Origin of the sequence: Shewanella marisflavi (assembly GCF_023283925.1) — a bacterium.
In the GTDB taxonomy this organism is placed as follows: Bacteria; Pseudomonadota; Gammaproteobacteria; order Enterobacterales; family Shewanellaceae; genus Shewanella; species Shewanella marisflavi.
Window position 1 is genome coordinate 213,860 of the sequence record NZ_JAKIKX010000006.1, and the last position, 19,008, is coordinate 232,867.

Consider the following 19,008-nt stretch of genomic DNA (forward strand, 5'->3'; position numbering starts at 1 on the left):
CGTTAGTTTTAATTGCCTAGTGATTTATGCTGCTTGAGAGAGCGGTTTCAGGCTTACACATGTATCACTGCTTATTTTTGTATAGGCATTTGTTTTTAAATAGATATATTTAATTTAGTGTGGTTTACCTGACTAATTTTAGTGAACGCAGATCACATTTTTTTCATTTTGATAGCGTTTAAAAGCGCGATATCTATCCGTTTTGCACTCTATTTGAACGTTTTTGTTAGCATAATTCGCTTAAATTCATTATCTGCTTGTAAAGATATTCTGTATCAGTAGACTGCGGCTCACTTAATGACTGGAGCCTTTACTCTAAGTCGTCATAATAACAAGAGAGCCATGATGAAAAAGCATATTTTATCTTTAGCTGTAGTTGCTGCCATCGCTGCGCCACTATCACAAGTTCACGCTGCTGGATTTCAACTTGCCGAATATTCTGCTACTGGTTTAGGCCGTGCCTTTGCGGGTGAAGCCGCCATGGCCGATAACGCTGCCGCCCAAGCCCGCAACCCTGCGATGTTGACCTACCTTGAGGGACGTCAGCTGTCCGTTGGTGGAATTTATGTCATGCCAAACGTCGATGTCGAAGGCGATCTGACTTTGGCCTCGCCTGTGCTGGGTAATCAGCCTGTCACCATGAATGCCGATGCCTTAGATGTGGCCGGTAATGCCCTGGTGCCTAACTTTTACTATTCTAATCAGCTAAACGACCAGTGGACCTGGGGGTTAGCGGTTAACTCTAATTATGGTCTGGCGACCGAAGTACCCAGCACTCACCCAACTGCGATTTTCGGTAATGAAACTTCAGTGACAACAGTCGAATTTAATCCGAACCTGGCTTACAAGGTGACAGATGCGGTTTCTATCGGTGCCGGTCTGCGTGTCGTTTATGGTGAAGGTAAGATTGGCGCCTCAACCCCAGCTTGGGTTGACGGTATTAAGGCGATTCCGACACTGCCTGCCGAAGTGGCTGGCGCACTGCCACCAGGTGGAACCAGTCTGAAAGTAATGGAAGGCGATGATATTAGTTTTGGTTGGCAGTTGGGTGCCAGCTGGCAGATCAATCCCGCTCACCGCATAGGTGTTGCCTATCATAGCGGCGTTGAGCTGGAACTGGACGGTCACGCATCTGGGCTTGTCTATGATGGTGGTCAAGATCTCGATATTGAGGGGTATGTGCCACTCGAGCTACCAGCCTTTGCTGAGCTGGCCTCTCATCACCAATTAACTGACAACTGGGCGATGCATGCCAGCATTAACTGGACTCAGTGGAGTGTGTTCGACAGCCTGGTGGCTTACTTCCCAGGTGAGCAGAAGCCACTTGGCGGTTTAGAGTCAGACTTAGTAAAAGTAGAAAACTTTAAAGATAACTGGCGTTTTGCCTTGGGTACCACTTATCAACTCAGTGATAAGTGGTTAGTGCGCGGTGGCGTGGCTCTGGATAAGACGGCGGTTGAAGATGAGTACCGTACAATTACGATTCCTGATTCAGACCGTCTATGGCTTAGTTTTGGCGCGGGTTATCAGGCCACTAAGAATCTGACGCTAGACTTAGCCGTGACCTATATTAAGGCACACGGTGATGCACCTATCGATGAGACAATGAACCTGATGAACCTGGCTCAAGTGAGCTTTAGCGGTGATGCGAGTGGTGATGTCTGGTTGGTGGGGGCTCAGCTGAGCTACAAGATGTAAGTCGATTGAGGTCAAGTTTGACTCAAGCATAATGCCTCACTTAAGTGAGGCATTTTTTTATCTGAATATTTATTGGATATCTGAACTTCATAGGATTATATTCGTCTAATTATCAACGTATTTTTAGTTAAATTTAATCTATTCATTACCTGTTGCTTGCAGCTATAGCGTCTGCCAGTCAGGATGAACCAACAATAAGAGGTGTCCCATGAAACCCTTTCTTCTGGCTGCAAGCATAGCGTTACTTCCGTTGTCGGCCTCCGCCGATCCGAGTACGACGCAAGTGGTTAAGGGATTCATCGATGCCTACAACCAGCACAGTGTCGAGCAGATGCTCAACCATGTGACCGATGATGTACGCTGGATGCATATCTCTGGCACTAATATAGAGGTTGAAACCTCAGACAAGGCGCAGTTTGGCGCCGCCATGACAGATTATTTTGAAACCCTTACCGGGGCTCAGGCCACCATACTGCAACTGATCGACTCTTCTCACTTTGTCAGCACGGTCGAGCGTGTGACTTGGGAGAACGACGGTGAGCTGCTTAGCCAGTGCAGCATTGGTAATTTCCGTGTTCAGGATGGCAAGATCGCCGAGTTTTGGTATCTGCCCGCCCATGCCTGTGATGAGCAGCTAGAGACGACTGAAGAGGTATTAGCGATTCCAGAGTTAGATCCGATTCAGCCTAATCAGCAGTAGCGGAGGCCTTAGTGCAGCAGAAGTATGTTATCGCGCTCGATCAGGGCACAACCAGTTCACGTACCATTATCTTCGATCATGACGCTAATATAGTGGCGGTGTCACAGCGCGAGTTTTCGCAGATCTACCCCAAGGCGGGCTGGGTGGAACACGATCCCATGGAGATCTGGTCCTCCCAAAGCTCAACCCTAATTGAGGCGCTGGCCAGAGCCGGGATCCACAGCGATGAGGTGGCTGGTATAGGTATCACCAACCAACGGGAAACCACCATCTTGTGGGACAAAACCACAGGTAAGCCCGTCTATAACGCCATCGTCTGGCAGTGTCGCCGCAGCCAACCCTTATGTGAGGCGTTGAAGGCATCGGGCTATGAAGAGTATATCCGGCAGAATACCGGACTGGTGCTAGACCCCTATTTTTCGGCGACTAAGATCCGCTGGATCCTCGACAATGTCGAAGGGGCCAGAGAGAAGGCCGAGGCCGGTGACTTGCTGTTTGGCACCATAGATACTTGGCTGGTGTGGAAGCTCACCGAGGGTAAGGTGCATGTCACCGATCCGACCAACGCGTCGCGCACCATGCTCTACAACATTCATCAACAGACCTGGGACACTCGGTTACTCGAGGCATTAGATATTCCTGCGAGCATTCTGCCTGAGGTTAAGCCTTCCTGCGCCGTGTATGGCAAGACCCGTATTGCAGGTGAGGGCGGCGAGATCCCTGTAGCTGGCATGGCGGGCGATCAACAGTCAGCCCTATTTGGCCAGCTGTGTATCGATGAGGGGATGGCGAAGAATACCTATGGTACAGGTTGTTTCCTGCTGATGAACACTGGGTTGCAGGCGGTGCAGTCCAACCATGGTCTATTAACCACCATTGCCGTGGGACCCAAGGGGGAGGTTAATTATGCCCTGGAAGGCTCGGTATTTATGGGGGGCGCTACCATTCAATGGTTGCGTGATGAACTCGGACTTATTCGTGATGCTCAGGATACCGAATACTTTGCCCTCAAGGTGAATGACAACAATGGTGTGTACCTGGTACCAGCCTTTGTGGGTTTGGGCGCGCCTTATTGGGATGCCAGTGCCCGTGGCGCCTTGGTCGGCCTCTCCAGAGGCGCCAATCGTAACCATATCATTCGTGCCGCACTCGAGGCGATCGCCTATCAGAGCCGGGATCTTCTCGATGCCATGACTAAAGACAGTGGTGTGCAGCTTAAACAGTTGAAGGTCGATGGCGGCGCGGTAGCCAATGATTTCCTGATGCAGTTTCAGGCGGACATTACCGATGTTGAGGTGCAGCGACCCAAGGTGACCGAAACTACGGCCATGGGGGCGGCATTTTTAGCGGGCTTAGCCGTGGGTTTCTGGCAGTCGACGGCCGAGTTGAAGCACAAGGCCGGTGTCGAGCGTTGCTTTAAGCCTACCATCGCCGATGAGGAGCGTGAGGCGCTTTATTTGGGTTGGAAACGGGCAGTTGCGCAAGTCACTGGTGAATCAGCGAGTTAATCCTTAAACGTCAATATCGATACGAGGCAGTGGCGAGTCCAGTGCTTCTTCTTCGGCCTGTTTCTGCGCCTGCTGGCGTCTCGCCTGTCCCCGGCGATCTTCTCTGCCGGGTCTTGAGTTAATTCGCCTTTCTCCATGTCGACGACGTTCAAGGTGAGGTGGCAGCTGTGACTGCGGCGCCTCATGACTATCGGCATGAATAGGATCCGTGTGTTCAGTCTGCTCTACCACTCGCTTGCGTTTCACCACCTGTTTTACCGGGCGCGCTAACATGGCATACAGGCTATCCAGGGCAACCATCGCTCCTCCTCTTTAGATTAATCATCTCGCTTAATCTATTTATCGGCCGCCAATGGTTAAATTTTAGGCGAATTCTGCTATTTGGTTCATGTCGGGCGTTGGGATGGCGAAGTCGCTTGTGCTTCGCAAGCTTCATACTGCGCCTTTTGCCAAAATCTCAGCTGAGCGCGACTGGTGAGGGCAAGCCGAGCATGAGTCGCCTTTTGCTGACAACTGAGGCGAACTCCCGCTGCCAGTTGGTCCTCTTTGAGACGGGCTTGCTCTTCAGGAGTGGCCGGAGGCGCATCGTCAACAAAGCGAATACGGCACATACCGCAATGACCCCCACCACCACACTGGCTTGGGACACGCATCTGGCCATGGTTTAAATTGTCCATGAGGTTGTCTTGGGTCAGCGCAATCGTCTCAAGCTGCTCGCCATCAGGAGAGAGTAGGGTCAGCGACTGCCCCTGACGCTTGGCACGCCAGCTCACATAGTCCCCAGCCAGTAGCTTACGCACCAGTAGCCAGGTGCCACTTAGGCCAAGCAGTAAAGCGGCCAGCGCAATCATCTGAGTTGCGACATGATTAAAACTCACGCCATTGTTGGGGAAATAGTCGATAAAATGCAGCATAAACAGCAGCTGTTTGAGCTGTGAGCCGTTGTTTTCATGGGCCTTAACCAGGCCTGTATTGCCGTCGACAAAGATCTGTGTGCCGCGCTGGTCCTGAGTATCGAAACGGTAGAACTCCTTGCTGCCGCCGTAGCGCTGGGCAGCGTCTTTATCGAGCACTGGCATCGATAATTGGCCCTCACCCGAGTAGCTTTGCTGAGCAAGCTCAGTCAGTTGTTGATGATTAAGATTGACTTGTTCACCAGTGTCAGCCCAAAAGGCCTGAGTGCCATCGCTTAGTTTTACGCGGTAAATGGGGCGATCAAATAGGGTTTCCAGCTTGATACGTGTGATGGTATCGGCTTTTGTTTGCGCGGCGATATCGCTCAGCGTAACCTGGGGCTGAATTAAACTGCTGGCTTGAGTGGGCTTAGTTCTCTGGGTATTCGCGCTTAAATACTCATCGTTAATCAGGTTGAAGGCCAGGCCTGTAAGGGTCCATATAAGGAGCTGGACGCCGACGATGAGCCCCAGAATGCGATGCAGACTTCTCGCGTTCATCATACGTTGGCCTCCTCGCCGCGCTTAAAGGCGACAAGCAATAATAGGGCTCCAGAGAGCGCCGTCAGTAGCGCCAATAGACTAAAAGCTGTCAGTAGCGGGTTGTGAACATCTTCTCGGGTATCATAATCCATGATATGCAACATCCACATGAGATCGAACAGGCGCCAGTAGTCATGACGCTTGGCAACCAGCTCACCACTGGTGGCGGAAATATAGAAGCGCGAATGGCTTGAGTCGTTAAAATCGATCTGCCACAGGGGTAATCGTCTGCTGCCTATCTCGTCGGGTGCCGAGTCGGTTAACAGCTGGCTGCTGGCTTGGGTTATATCGCCGCGATAGAGCTTGGCCGCAACCAGCATGGCTTGTTGTTGACTCAGTTGTGCTAGCGGTTCTCCATTTTGGGCAGAGAAATAGCGGGGCCCATCAGCTAGGCTGAGTTTATATACGGCCCCAAGTGCCGTTGGCAGTAACTCAAGCTGAGTTGCATCGGGATAGCTTGCCAACATGGTGGCGGGGGAGATCTGCAACTGATGGGGATCTATGGTTAGGGAGCTATCATCCACCAGATGGTCGCCATGGATAAAGTCGATATCCATAAGCACCATGTAGAGACCTGAAACTAACCAGATGAGTAATTGTGCCCCTAAGAACAGGGTCAACCATTTGTGTGATTTTCGCAGCCAACGGCTTTGTTGAGGATTTAGCATAATTAGAATTTTTATTGGCCATCATAGGGATTAAATCACCTCAGAGCAAGCCAGAAAGGGCTGCGACACAAGGAGAGCGTGGCGAACAAACCCGCAGGGATCGCTACGACACAATCGGTGGACATTTTACGGCGAAATTTGGGATGGCGATCCACTTATTGATCATGCAAAGTCTGTAGGCCCACCACTTCTGATTGTTTTTTCAACATATTTACCCTCGACTCACCCACAAAAAGCCCTCCATGAGACTGTAGTTACAAATTTACAAACTGGCTGCTAACCCGCTTGAATACTGGCTTTTTAAATGGTGGCATCCCTTGACAATGCTTGCACACTATCTCTAAACTTAGCATTTGTGGGAAATTGTGGATATTTGTGGATCTATTAACCAAAACAAGGACGAGCTAACGTGTTTCGTGGAGCGAGTGCTATTAATCTTGACGCCAAAGGCCGGATCGCGATTCCAAAGCGATACCGTGAGAGCCTGCACGTCGAATTTAATAGCCAGCTGGTGATCACGGTCGACTTCGATGCCGCCTGTTTACTCATCTATCCACTCGAGGCTTGGAAACAGATAGAAGCCAAGCTGTTATTGCTGTCAGATACTCAGGGACCCGAGCGCGCCATGAAGCGCCTGTTACTCGGTTATGCCCATGAATGTGAGTTAGATAGCAATGGTCGCATTTTACTTCCTCCACCGCTACGTCAATACGCCAACCTGGAAAAGCACGCGATGCTGGTGGGGCAGTTGAACAAGTTTGAGCTGTGGGATGAAGCGGCCTGGCAGCAACAGATTGAACTTAGCCGTGAAACGATTCAAAGCGATGCCTTTGCCAATAGTGAGCGTTTGGCGGACTTCTCTTTGTAGTAAGAGAATAACCATAAGTTAAAGAAGAGAGCGATGACTCAAGAATTTGCGCATTTATCTGTGCTGCTGACGGAAACGGTAGCCGGACTCAATATTAAGCCTGATGGTATCTATATCGATGGGACCTTTGGCCGCGGTGGTCATTCACGTGAAGTGCTCAAGCAGCTGGGCCCTGATGGCCGCCTGATCGCTATCGATCGCGATCCTCAAGCTATCGCCGCCGCAGAGCAGTTTGCCGACGATGCGCGTTTCTCTATCGTTCATGGTGGCTTCGGTCAGCTGGCGCAATATGTTGATGACCTGGGCCTGCGAGGCAAGATCGATGGCATTTTATTCGATTTTGGCGTCTCATCGCCGCAGCTGGATGATGCTGAGCGCGGCTTTAGTTTCCTGCGTGATGGTCCACTGGATATGCGCATGGATAACTCCCAGGGAGAGACGGCGGCCCAGTGGTTGGCCCGCGCCGAAATAGAAGACATGGCCTGGGTGTTTAAAACCTATGGTGAAGAGAAAAATGCCCGCCATATTGCTCGCTGTATCGCTGCCGATAGAGAGAAAACCCCGTTTTTGCGCACTAAAGATTTGGCCGACCTGATCGCTAGAGTGAGCAAGAGTAAGGAACGTAACAAGCATCCGGCGACGCGTGTGTTTCAGGCGATCCGTATCTATATCAATAGTGAGCTTGAGCAGATAGATCAGGCGCTGGAAGGGGCGGTTACCGTATTAGCGCCGCAGGGTCGTCTGTCGGTGATCAGTTTCCACTCGTTAGAAGACCGTATGGTGAAGCGCTTTATTCGTCGGCATAGTCAGGGGGAATCAGTGCCCCATGGACTGCCGATCACCGAAGCGGAGATTAATAAGACACGTTTACTAAAGGCTGTCGGTAAGGCGATTAAACCGTCGGCAGAAGAGATTGACCGCAATGCCAGAGCGCGTAGCTCAGTGTTGCGTATCGCGGAGCGATTAGATTACTAATCCTGTCGAGCAGACGTAAGAGACTAGGGGAACGCCAGTGAGTAAGTCACAACTCAACCTGACTCGTATCGTATTACTCGATCTTTGGCACCATAAGTGGGTGCTGTTGATGGCTTTTATTGTGATTGCGAATGCTGTTTTGGTGGTATACACCAGCCATACCAGTCGCAAGTACACCAGCCAGTGGGATCAGTTGCTGCAGGAGCGCGACCGCTTGGATATTGAATGGCGCAACCTCTTGCTGGAAGAGCAGTCGCAGTCGGAACATAGCAGGGTGACACGGATTGCCACAAAAGAGCTGGAGATGAAGCGGCCGTTACCCAACGAAGAAGTGGTGGTGAGAGTACCATGAGCAAACAGGCGAAACGTAAACAGAAACCACAGCTGATCCACTGGCGTCTACACGTCGTGGTCGGTTTTGTGTGTCTGCTGTTTACCAGCTTGGTGGGCCGCGCCGCCTATATTCAGATCATCGAGCCGGAAAAGCTGCGTCACGAGAGCGACATGCGCACCCTGCGCACCACGAGTAATGAAGTGCATCGCGGCATGATCACAGATCGTAATGGCGAGATGCTGGCGGTAAGTGTGCCAGTTAAGGCGGTTTATGCCGATCCCAAGGTTGTGCACGATCGCAACGGTTTTGCGGATATGCGCCGCTGGCAGGCATTAGCCGATGTGTTGCACGAGCCCAAGGAGGAGATCCTGGCGCGGGTTCAGTCTAATCCCAAGAAACGTTTCACCTACCTCAAAAGACAAGTCACCCCAGCGGTGGCCGAGTATATTAAGCAGCTCAAGTTACCGGGCGTTTACCTTAAAGCCGAGTCGCGTCGTTACTACCCCACCAGTGAGATTAGCGCGCAGCTGGTTGGCCTGACCAATATTGATGATGTCGGTATCGAAGGGATAGAGAGCACCTATAACGACTGGCTTACTGGCACGCCGACCAAGCACAAGGTACGTAAATCACGTGATGGTCACGTGGTAGAGCGTCTCGATATGGTGCAGACGGGTGAAAGCTCTAACGATTTGGTGCTAAGTATCGATCAGCGCATTCAGCAGCTGGCCTATCGTGAGATCAAGCGTGCGACCGAGATCAACCAGGCTACCTCGGCCTCTATCGTGGTGCTCGACGTGCACACAGGTGAAGTATTGGCTATGGCTAATACCCCAAGTTATAACCCTAATTCCCGCGATAATCTGCAGAGTTATCGCATGCGTAACCGTGCCTTGACCGACGCCTATGAACCGGGTTCGACCATTAAGCCTTTCGTGGTTGCAGCGGCGTTAGAGGCCGGCACCATCAAGGACGATCAGATCTTTAAAACTCACCCTGGCCGCGTGCGTATCGGCGGAAAGATAGTGCGCGACGGTCGCAACTATGGCGACATGTCCCTCGGTGATGTCTTGGTGCACTCCAGTAACGTCGGCATGACTCAGATTGCCCTATCTATGCCGGTACAGGAGTTGCTGGGTTACTACCAGGCCATGGGGCTGGGTAACTATTCAGGCATCAACCTGCCTGGTGAAAGCGCAGGCCTTATCCATGACCGCCGTCGTTGGTCTGACTTTGAGCGGGCGACCCTGTCGTTTGGTTATGCCCTCACTGTGACGCCGCTGCAGATCGCGCGTATGTACGCCATGCTGGGTAGCGGCGGTGTGTTATATCCCTCTTCGATCCTCAAGCTTCAAAAGGCCCCTGAAGGTCAGCAGGTGATCTCTCCAGAGGTGGCGCGCAACGTGATGCAGATGCTGATCGGCGTGACAGAACCAGGTGGCACCGCCAAGAAGGCGCATATCGATGGCTACCCTGTAGCAGGTAAGACAGGAACCGCGCGTAAGGCGGTGGCAGGTGGTTATGGCGAAGATTATGTCGCCCTGTTTGCTGGCGTGGCACCAGTTCACAACCCAAGGCTTGCCATGGTGGTGGTAGTCAATGAGCCTAAGGGCGATCGTTATTATGGCGGCGATGTGGCCGCTCCAGTGTTTGCCAAAGTGATGTCAGGGGCACTACAGATGTTAAACGTTGAGCCAATCAGTGCTCGTGAAAAAATTCAGTTGGCCGGTAATGTCAGGAGGGGCGAATAATGCTGTTAAGCGATCTCCTAGCCCCCTGGTTTCATTATGCTGGCGGTGAGTCACTGACTCACTTGACGCTCGATAGCCGAGAGATTGGTCAAGGCAGCGTATTTGTGGCGTTGCCGGGTCACAGAGTCGACGGGCGTGAGTTTGTCGATAAGGCCCTGTCTCAAGGTGCTGTCGCCGCGCTGATCCATACCGATGACCCTGAGCAACATGGCCTGGTGTCGCAAGGCAACGGCCTGCGTATCTATTTCTTTCAGTTGCAGCGACAGCTGTCGGCGCTCGCCTCTCAGCTCTATAGCCTAGGGCGGGAGCGGATCAAGCTTATTGGCGTGACAGGCACCAACGGTAAGACCTCCGTGACTCAGCTGATTGCTCAGCTCAGCGACAGCCTAGGGCGGTCAAGCGCCGTGATGGGCACTCTAGGTAACGGCCTTTGGGGCCATCTGGTCGATAGTGGTAACACAACGGCCGATGCGATTACCGTGATGCGTCAGCTTCAAGATTTTGACCGTCAGGGCGCCGCAGTATGCGCCATGGAAGTTTCCAGTCATGGTTTAGTTCAGGGGCGTGTCGATGCCGTGCCATTCGATGTGGCTGTCTTTACTAATCTCAGTCGTGATCACCTCGATTATCACGGCACCATGGATGCTTACGGCGCGGCCAAGCAGCGCCTGTTCAGGTTCAGTTCGTTAAGTCATGGTCTGATTAACTTAGACGATCCAATAGGCCGCCAGTGGATGCAGGATAAACGCTGCAAGGGGCTGGTGGGCTTTAGTATTCAAGGGCAGGAAGGCGCTTCCATCTATACCAAAGAGGTGAAGCAGCATGGCCAAGGGGTCAGCGCCACCTTAGTCTGGCCCGAAGGCCAAGCCAAGATCGACTCGCCCTTATTGGGCATTTTTAACCTGTCTAACCTGGTTGCGGCATTAGGCGCCCTGTATCTGAGTGGATATTCCATGCCTCAGCTGCTGACCAAGGTGGGTCACTTACAGCCTGTGGCGGGACGCATGGAGCGTTTTACCACTCAAGATGGCGTTACCTTAGTTGTGGATTATGCCCATACACCCGACGCCATAGAACAGGCGCTACGGGCGCTGCGTGGTCATTGCCGTGGCAAGTTATGGTGCGTCTTTGGCTGTGGTGGAGATCGTGATAAGGGCAAGCGTCCTTTGATGGCACGTGCCGCCGAGGCCAATGCCGATTGCGTCATGGTGACCAGTGATAATGCCCGCAGTGAAGATCCTAAGGCCATTATTGACGATGTGCTCGCCGGACTCGATAAGCCAAAGGTGGCACTGACTCAAGTGGATAGGCAACAGGCGATCCGCGAAGTCGTGACGCTAGCTTCGTCAGGCGATCTGATTTTGCTGGCAGGAAAAGGCCATGAAACCTATCAGGAGATCGCCGGTACTCGTCTCGACTATGATGAGCGCGCTCTGGCAGCATCGATTGCAAAGGAGGGCCTATGATCCCTTTACGTCTTTCAGATTTAGCCAAGGTACTGGGTGCCAAGCATATTGGTGAAGATCTTACTGTGACTAAGGTGTCTAGCGATAGCCGAGTGGTGGACGCCCAGACCTTATTTGTCGCCCTTAAGGGTGAGCGTTTCGATGCCCATGATTTTGCCGATAAGGCGGTGATGGATGGCGCCATTGCCCTGTTGGTTGAGCGTGAACTGCCAATAGCAGCGCCTCAGCTTATCGTGGTGAACAGTCAGAAAGCCATGGGACAAATAGGTGCCCATGTGAAACAGTGCGTGGCGCCTAAGAGTGTCGCCTTGACCGGTTCAAACGGTAAGACCAGCGTCAAGGAGATGGTGGCGACCATCTTATCGGTTAAACACCAGGTGCTTTATACCGCGGGTAATTTCAACAACGAAGTGGGCGTGCCCTTAACCTTGTTGCGTCTCGAACCTCAGCATGAGTATGGCGTGTTCGAATTAGGTGCAAATCATCTCGGCGAAATTAATTACACTTCATCTTTAGTGCAACCCGATGTGGCAATGGTTAATAATGTCGCCTCGGCGCATCTAGAGGGCTTTGGCTCACTACAAGGGGTGGCCAAGGCGAAATCAGAGATCTTCCTTCATCTCGCTAAGGATGGTGTAGCAGTGATCAATGCCGACGACGCATTTGCCGATGTGATGCGTAGTGCGGCCAGCGCTTATACCCAGCTCAGTTTCTCCTGTCAGGGTCATCCAGCCGATGTTGTGGCTAGCGACCTAACGGCAGATGCTCTGGGCTGCTATCGCTTTACCCTCAGTTATCGTGATGAGCAACGTCAGGTGAGCCTGCCGCTATCGGGACGTCATCAGGTCAGCAATGCCCTGGCGGCGACCAGTATTTGCTTGGCATTAGGCTTGTCACTTGAAGAGATAGTTCAAGGGCTTAAGCAGTTAAAGCCTGTAAAAGGCCGGATGCAGCCGACTCGTCTTGGGCGCTTTCTGTTGATCGATGATACCTATAATGCCAATCCGGCCTCTGTCGGTGCCGCCATCGACTGGCTTCAAGAAATTGAAGGAAATCGCTGTTTAGTACTGGGCGATTTAGGCGAATTGGGTGACAATGCGTCCCTTTTACATCGGCAGCTGGGTGAAAAAGCCAAGTTGCAGGGGATCGATGCCTTGTATTCGCTAGGAGAGTTGAGTCGGGCGAGCAGCGAAGCATTCGCTGGCAAGCACTTTACCGATTTAGATGCATTGGTTATTGATTTAGTTAGTTATTTTAACCAGTTAGCCGGAAACGTCACTGTGTTAGTTAAGGGGTCTCGTAGCGCCAAAATGGAGCGGGTTATCGAGGCCTTAATTGCCGCCTTTGAGCGCAAGGAGTTGTTTTAATGCTGGTTTATCTGGCTGATTATTTAACCCAGTTCTACTCTGGGTTTAATGTGTTTTCCTATGTGACCTTCAGGGCCATCTTAGGCTTGTTGACCGCCATGGTGTTTAGCCTGTGGTGGGGGCCCAAGATGATCGAGCGTTTGCAATTGTTGCAGATAGGTCAGGTGGTGCGCAATGAAGGGCCTGAGTCTCATTTTGCTAAACGCGGCACGCCGACCATGGGTGGCTTGTTGATCTTGGCAGGGGTCTTTATCAGCGTCTTGCTTTGGGGCGACCTGGGTAGCCGTTATGTGTGGGTCATGCTTTTCGTGCTAGGTGCCTTTGGTCTGATAGGCTTTATCGATGACTATCGTAAAGTGGTACGCAAGGACACTAAGGGGCTTATCGCCCGCTGGAAATATATTCTGCAATCTTTGGCCGCGCTGGCGATCGCCTTCTATCTCTATGCCTCAGCTGGGAGTCCCGGTGAGACACAGCTGGTGGTGCCCTTCTTTAAGGATGTGATGCCGCAACTGGGTGGCTTCTTTATTCTGCTGGCCTATTTCACCATCGTCGGTTCGAGCAACGCGGTGAACCTGACCGATGGTCTGGACGGCTTGGCGATCATGCCGACCGTCATGGTGGCGGCAGCCTTCGCCTTGATAGCTTATCTGTCGGGTCACGTGCAGTTTGCCAACTACTTGCATATTCCATATTTGCCGGGCTCGGGTGAGCTGGTGATCGTCTGCACTGCTATCGTCGGTGCGGGGTTAGGCTTCTTGTGGTTCAACACTTATCCGGCACAAGTCTTCATGGGCGATGTGGGCTCGCTCTCTCTGGGCGCAGCACTGGGTACTATCGCCGTATTGGTGCGTCAGGAGATCCTCTTGGTGATCATGGGCGGCGTATTTGTGATGGAAACGGTTTCTGTGATTTTGCAGGTCGGCTCATACAAGCTGCGCGGTCAGCGTATTTTCAGAATGGCACCTATTCATCATCACTATGAGTTGAAAGGGTGGCCTGAGCCTAGGGTGATCGTGCGTTTCTGGATCATCTCTCTCTTCTTGGTGTTGCTAGGCTTAGCAACCTTAAAGTTAAGGTAAGACACCATGGCCAGTCAGTATACACACATAGTATTGGGACTCGGCGCCACTGGGCTGTCGGTTGTGCGTTATTTAACTAAGCAAGGCATTACGCCGCTGGTGATGGATAGCCGCGAGAATCCTCCGGGACGCGAGCTCTTGACGCAAGAGTTCCCTGAGGTGTTGTTGCTGACCGGAGGCTTCGATTGTCGTTATCTGGTGCAGGCCAGCCAGATTGTTGTAAGCCCAGGGATCCCCTTGGATACCGCCGAAGTGCGCGCCGCCGTGGATATGGGGATCGATATTGTTGGCGATGTCGAGCTGTTTGCCAGAGCTCTGCAGGGGAGAGAAGCCTGTGTGATCGGCATTACCGGTTCAAACGGCAAGTCGACGGTCACCACCCTGGTGGGTGAGATGGCGGCTGCTGCCGGACTCAATTATGCCGTTGGCGGCAATATCGGTGTGCCAGTGCTTGATCTGCTTGAGGGCAATCATGATCTGTATGTACTTGAGTTGTCGAGTTTTCAGTTAGAAACCACCTCAAGCCTTAATTGTATCAGCGCCACCTGTCTGAACATCAGTGAAGATCATATGGACAGGTATTCAGATCTTGAGAGCTATCGTCAGGCCAAGCTGCGCTTGTACGATCAGACCAAGCTGGCGATTTTTAATCGAGACGATCTGCTGACCCGTCCTAACGAACCGATGAATCAAAACAGCTTTGGTCTTTCGCTGCCCGAAGGGGATGAGTGGGGCGTTAGCCATGGCGTTTTAGTTCATGGTGCAACCGAATATGTGGCCTGCGATCAGGTGGCTTTGGTCGGCAGTCATAATCAGGCCAATCTGTTGGTCGCCATGGCCTTGGCAGATAGTGCCGGAATCGCAAAGGCGGTCATGGTCGACGTAGCAAAGCGCTTCAAAGGCCTGGCGCACCGCTGTGAGCTGGTCGCAAAACATCAGGGCGTAAGCTACGTAAACGATTCTAAGGCGACCAATGTGGGCGCTACCCTAGCGGCTTTGCAAGGGCTGAGTGACCATGAGGGGCAGATCATTTTGATCGCCGGTGGTGACGGTAAGGGCGCCGATTTCTCTGTGCTTCGCCATGCTCTGACGGGGGTCAGTCAAGTGATCACGCTAGGTCAGGATGGTGACAGAATTGCCGAGCAGTTTGATGGGGCGATTCGGGTCGAGACTATGCAAGAGGCGGTCGTTCAAGCGGCGCAGCTTGCTAAGCCGGGAGATATCGTGCTGCTATCGCCAGCCTGTGCCAGCTTGGATATGTATAGCAATTTTATGGCCAGGGGTGATGATTTTCGTGCTCAGGTAGCTGCACTTAACGATGAGGTGGTGCATGCGTAGCGATGAGCGTCAACTAAGCCTGTTTGGTAGCTCCCTGAGTTGGACGCTGCCCAACCTGTTTAGTCAACGTGAAGCGCCGGGCATGCAGCTCTATGACAGAGCATTACTGTTCGCGATTATCTCCCTGATAAGCTTCGGCTTCATCATGGTGATGTCGGCCTCTATGCCAGAGGCCACAAGTTTAACGGGTAACCCTTTCCACTTTGTGTGGCGCCATGTGGCCTACCTATTGGGATGTGCCCTGATAGCAGCGGTGGTGCTGCAGGTTGAAATGCAAAGGTGGCAACAGCTGAGCCCTATTTTGCTCTTGGTTGTTGGCATCATGTTGGTTGCAGTGCCAATTGTGGGCACGACGGTAAATGGTGCGACCCGTTGGTTGTCTGTCGGGCCTATCCGTATTCAGGTGGCCGAGATGGCCAAGTTTGCCTTTGCCATCTACATGGCGGGCTATCTGGTGCGGCGACATCAGGAGGTGCGGGAAAACGCCAAAGGTTTCTATAAGCCGATTGCCGTGTTTGCCGTGTATGCCTTTTTGATCCTGCTGCAGCCTGACCTGGGGACAGTGGTGGTGCTGTTTGTCGGCACAGTGGGCTTGCTGTTTTTAGCGGGTGCAAGATTGCTCGATTTCTTCGCGCTGATCTTGACCGGTGCCATGGCCTTTGTGGGTCTGGTATTACTGGAACCTTACCGTATGCGACGGGTGACCTCGTTTCTGGACCCTTGGCAGGATCCCTTCGGTAGCGGTTATCAGCTTACCCAGTCGCTGATGGCCTACGGCCGTGGTGACTGGCTGGGACAAGGCTTAGGTAACAGCATTCAGAAGCTGGAATACCTGCCCGAGGCTCATACCGATTTTATCTTTGCCGTGATCGGCGAAGAGCTGGGTTTTTTGGGCATTATTGCCGTGTTGTCGGTACTGCTGTTTGTTGCCTTGAGAGCGATAAAGCTGGGTAATCTTTGCCTGCTGCAAGACAAGGCGTTTGAAGGCTATCTGGCTTACTCAATCGGCATCTGGATCTGTTTCCAGACAGTGGTGAACGTCGGAGCCAGTATTGGCATGTTGCCTACCAAGGGGTTGACGCTGCCCTTTATCAGTTATGGCGGCAGTAGCCTGTGGGTGATGACGGCGGCTGCAATGATATTAATTAGAATCGACCATGAAAGACGATTAAGCCTGATACAGGCGGTACAAGGCAAGGTGAAATAGATGGTCTCAGAGAAACGTATTTTGATCATGGCTGGCGGCACGGGGGGACATGTCTTCCCGGCGTTAGCCGTGGCCAAAGCGTTGGCCAAGCAAGGTTGGAAGGTGCGTTGGCTTGGCACCGCCGATCGTATGGAGGCACGATTGGTGCCCCAGCATGGCTTCGATATCGACTTTATCGATATTAAAGGGGTACGCGGTAACGGGCTTATTCGTAAGTTGGCGGCCCCCTTTAAGATTTTGCGCTCCATCATGCAGGCGCGTGAGGTGATTAAAGAGTTTAAGCCTGATGTGGTGCTCGGCATGGGGGGGTTTGCCAGTGGCCCTGGGGGCGTGGCAGCCAAGCTTAGCGGTATTCCGCTGGTGCTCCATGAGCAAAACGCTATTCCGGGTATGACTAACAAGCTATTGTCGCGTATTGCGACGCGTGTGTTATGTGCCTTTGATAACACCTTTGAAGCGGGTGCTGAAGTGGTGGGTAATCCCATCCGCAGCGAACTGATCGCCCTTGGGCGTAGCGAAGTGCCCAGTGCTCAAGACGATGCCTTAAGGGTATTGGTTGTCGGTGGCAGTCTGGGGGCAAAAATATTTAACGACCTGATGCCAAGCGTGACGGCGGCTGTCGCTAAGCAGCATTCCATGACAGTTTGGCACCAGGTGGGCAAGGGCAATCAGGCGCAGGTAGAAGCCGAGTATTTACAGCTCGGTCAGTCGGGTAGCGTCAAGGTCGCCGAGTTTATCGATGATATGGAAGCGGCCTATCGTTGGGCCGATGTGATTTTGTGCCGCGCAGGTGCCTTGACGGTATCTGAGGTCGCGGCAGTGGGGCTACCGAGTCTGTTGGTGCCTTATCCCCATGCGGTGGATGATCATCAGACTAAGAATGCACAGGTATTGGTTGAAGCGGGTGGCGCCTTCTTGCTGCCACAAACCGTATTAACTAGTGAAAAATTGATCAGCAAGCTGCAGATCTTGGCATCAGATCGTAAGGCCCTTGTCGAGATGGGGCAACTGGCCAAGAGTGTTGCTGTATTAGATGCCACAGAGCGGGTCGCTAATGTGTGTATCGCGCTGGCAAGTAAGGAAAAAAATGATTAAAGCCGAAGAGAAGTACGCCCAATTAAGAACCATTATCCCTGAGATGCGCCGCGTTAAGCGCATCCATTTTGTGGGAATAGGTGGTGCGGGTATGGGTGGTATTGCCGAGGTGTTGGTAAACGAAGGTTATCGTCTTAGCGGTTCAGATATCGCTGAGAATGCCGTGACGGCTCGTCTGAAACGACTCGGCGCGGCCATTTTTATCGGTCACCAGGCCGATCAGGTTGAAGGGGTCGATGTGGTGGTGGTTTCTACCGCTATCGATGCCAATAACCCAGAAATTTTAGCCGCGCAGGAGCGGCGCATCCCTATCGTTCGCCGAGCAGAGATGTTGGCTGAGCTGATGCGTTACCGTCATGGGGTGGCTGTGGCTGGTACCCATGGCAAGACGACCACCACGAGTTTGATTGCTAGCGTGTATGGTCAGGCCGAGCGAGACCCGACCTTCGTGATCGGTGGTCTGCTTAACAGTGCCGGCACCAACGCACGTCTGGGCAAGAGTCGCTATCTGATCGCCGAAGCTGACGAGAGCGATGCCAGTTTCTTGCATCTGCAGCCCATGGTGAGTGTGGTCACCAATATCGAAGCCGACCATATGGACACCTATGAGGGAGATTTCGAGAAGTTGAAATCCACCTTTGTCGACTTCCTGCACAACTTGCCTTTTTACGGTGTTGCTGTGGCTTGTATCGACGATCCCGTGGTGAGAGAGATATTGCCGCGTATTGGCCGTAAGGTGGTGACCTATGGCTTTAGCGACGATGCCGATGTACAGGCGCTGAACTTCGAGCAGAAAGGTTATAGCTCTCGCTTTACCGTGCGCCGTGAAGGGATGGTGGATCTTGACCTAAGTGTGAACCTGCCGGGTCGTCACAATGTGCTCAACGCGCTGGCGGCAATTGCGGTAGCCACTGAAGATGAAATTGAGGATGAAGCGATCATCCGCGCGCTGGAAGAGTTCCAGGGGATTGGTCGACGTTTCCAGCAGCTGGGTGAATTTGCCACTTCTGCGGGTGATGTGATGCTGGTCGATGACTATGGTCATCATCCTAGCGAAGTGGCGGCAACCATTAAGGCGGCACGCTCAGGTTGGCCAGACAAGCGCCTGGTGATGATCTACCAGCCCCACAGATATAGCCGCACTCGAGATCTCTATGATGATTTCGTCGAGGTGTTGGCCCAGGTGGATTGCTTGTTATTGCTTGATGTATATGCCGCCGGAGAGGCGCCGGTACCCGGGGCTGACAGTCGCGCCCTATGCCGCTCGATTCGTCAGCGTGGCCAGCTCGATCCTATTTTTGTGGCCGAGCCTGAGCAGCTACAGGCGATTTTGCCTGGCATATTGCAAGATGGCGACCTGCTGTTGACTCAGGGGGCGGGCAATATTGGTGCCCTAAGTCGCCAACTGGCTGATGCTGGCTTGCAGTTTGAGTCGGAAAAGGAATGAGGTGCAAG

At 52.6% G+C, this 19,008-nt stretch carries 17 protein-coding genes; 14 read left to right on the forward strand and 3 right to left on the reverse strand.

Annotation, left to right across the window (positions count from 1 at the left end; genetic code table 11):
- The first annotated feature begins 345 nt into the window (after positions 1–345).
- The 3 genes from L2712_RS13775 to glpK all read left to right on the forward strand — a co-directional run bounded on the left by L2712_RS13775 (position 346) and on the right by glpK (position 3,906).
- Entirely contained in the window at positions 346–1,698 is a 1,353-nt protein-coding gene (locus L2712_RS13775; protein ID WP_248978105.1) for an outer membrane protein transport protein, read from the forward strand.
- Positions 1,699–1,906: 208 nt separating this feature from the next.
- The gene (locus L2712_RS13780; protein WP_248978106.1) at positions 1,907–2,398 is read left to right on the forward strand and encodes a nuclear transport factor 2 family protein; all 492 of its coding nucleotides are present in this window, start codon (positions 1,907–1,909) and stop codon (positions 2,396–2,398) included.
- Positions 2,399–2,409: 11 nt separating this feature from the next.
- Positions 2,410–3,906, forward strand: a complete 1,497-nt coding sequence (glpK, locus tag L2712_RS13785) for a glycerol kinase GlpK (RefSeq protein WP_248978107.1) — start codon at positions 2,410–2,412, stop codon at positions 3,904–3,906.
- A gap of 3 nt (positions 3,907–3,909) precedes the next feature.
- Here the strand turns inward: glpK and L2712_RS13790 are convergent, their stop codons facing one another.
- The 3 genes from L2712_RS13790 to L2712_RS13800 form a co-directional block, all read right to left on the reverse strand.
- Positions 3,910–4,206 carry a hypothetical protein gene (locus L2712_RS13790; RefSeq protein ID WP_088905572.1) on the reverse strand — a complete coding sequence of 99 codons (297 nt, stop codon included), beginning with the start codon at positions 4,204–4,206 and terminating at the stop codon, positions 3,910–3,912.
- An 86-nt stretch (positions 4,207–4,292) separates the two neighbouring features.
- Positions 4,293–5,363 (reverse strand): PepSY domain-containing protein, encoded by a 1,071-nt coding sequence (locus tag L2712_RS13795; protein ID WP_248978108.1) that lies wholly within the window; start codon positions 5,361–5,363, stop codon positions 4,293–4,295.
- Positions 5,360–6,070, reverse strand: a complete 711-nt coding sequence (locus tag L2712_RS13800) for a peptidase (RefSeq protein WP_248978109.1) — start codon at positions 6,068–6,070, stop codon at positions 5,360–5,362. The genes L2712_RS13795 and L2712_RS13800 overlap by 4 nt, the downstream gene beginning before the upstream one ends.
- 409 nt (positions 6,071–6,479) lie before the next feature.
- Between L2712_RS13800 and mraZ the strand changes: the two genes are divergently transcribed.
- From mraZ to murC, 11 genes are read left to right on the forward strand one after another with little or no spacing between them, the layout of a single operon-like run.
- Entirely contained in the window at positions 6,480–6,938 is a 459-nt protein-coding gene (gene mraZ, locus L2712_RS13805; RefSeq protein ID WP_033539377.1) for a division/cell wall cluster transcriptional repressor MraZ, read from the forward strand.
- 33 nt (positions 6,939–6,971) lie between these two features.
- Entirely contained in the window at positions 6,972–7,913 is a 942-nt protein-coding gene (gene rsmH / locus L2712_RS13810) for a 16S rRNA (cytosine(1402)-N(4))-methyltransferase RsmH (protein WP_033539378.1), read from the forward strand.
- Positions 7,914–7,950: 37 nt separating this feature from the next.
- On the forward strand, positions 7,951–8,265 hold the full coding sequence (gene ftsL / locus L2712_RS13815; protein ID WP_033539379.1) for a cell division protein FtsL: 315 nt from the start codon (positions 7,951–7,953) through the stop codon (positions 8,263–8,265).
- Positions 8,262–9,998: a peptidoglycan D,D-transpeptidase FtsI family protein gene (locus tag L2712_RS13820; protein ID WP_033539380.1), complete on the forward strand. Its 1,737-nt coding sequence runs from the start codon at positions 8,262–8,264 to the stop codon at positions 9,996–9,998. The genes ftsL and L2712_RS13820 overlap by 4 nt, the downstream gene beginning before the upstream one ends.
- Positions 9,995–11,464, forward strand: coding sequence for a UDP-N-acetylmuramoyl-L-alanyl-D-glutamate--2,6-diaminopimelate ligase (murE, locus tag L2712_RS13825; protein ID WP_248978117.1), 1,470 nt, complete (start codon positions 9,995–9,997; stop codon positions 11,462–11,464). The genes L2712_RS13820 and murE overlap by 4 nt, the downstream gene beginning before the upstream one ends.
- Positions 11,461–12,831 (forward strand): UDP-N-acetylmuramoyl-tripeptide--D-alanyl-D-alanine ligase, encoded by a 1,371-nt coding sequence (locus L2712_RS13830; RefSeq protein WP_248978110.1) that lies wholly within the window; start codon positions 11,461–11,463, stop codon positions 12,829–12,831. Before murE ends, L2712_RS13830 begins: the two co-directional genes overlap by 4 nt.
- The gene (gene mraY, locus L2712_RS13835) at positions 12,831–13,913 is read left to right on the forward strand and encodes a phospho-N-acetylmuramoyl-pentapeptide-transferase (RefSeq protein ID WP_088905567.1); all 1,083 of its coding nucleotides are present in this window, start codon (positions 12,831–12,833) and stop codon (positions 13,911–13,913) included. The genes L2712_RS13830 and mraY overlap by 1 nt, the downstream gene beginning before the upstream one ends.
- A 6-nt stretch (positions 13,914–13,919) precedes the next feature.
- Positions 13,920–15,251, forward strand: coding sequence for a UDP-N-acetylmuramoyl-L-alanine--D-glutamate ligase (gene murD / locus L2712_RS13840; protein WP_248978111.1), 1,332 nt, complete (start codon positions 13,920–13,922; stop codon positions 15,249–15,251).
- The gene (ftsW, locus tag L2712_RS13845) at positions 15,244–16,458 is read left to right on the forward strand and encodes a cell division protein FtsW (protein WP_033539385.1); all 1,215 of its coding nucleotides are present in this window, start codon (positions 15,244–15,246) and stop codon (positions 16,456–16,458) included. Before murD ends, ftsW begins: the two co-directional genes overlap by 8 nt.
- A complete protein-coding gene (gene murG / locus L2712_RS13850; RefSeq protein ID WP_033539386.1) occupies positions 16,459–17,553 on the forward strand; it encodes an undecaprenyldiphospho-muramoylpentapeptide beta-N-acetylglucosaminyltransferase in 1,095 nt (364 codons plus the stop codon).
- Positions 17,546–19,000, forward strand: coding sequence for a UDP-N-acetylmuramate--L-alanine ligase (gene murC / locus L2712_RS13855; protein ID WP_033539387.1), 1,455 nt, complete (start codon positions 17,546–17,548; stop codon positions 18,998–19,000). The genes murG and murC overlap by 8 nt, the downstream gene beginning before the upstream one ends.
- Positions 19,001–19,008: the final 8 nt, after the last annotated feature.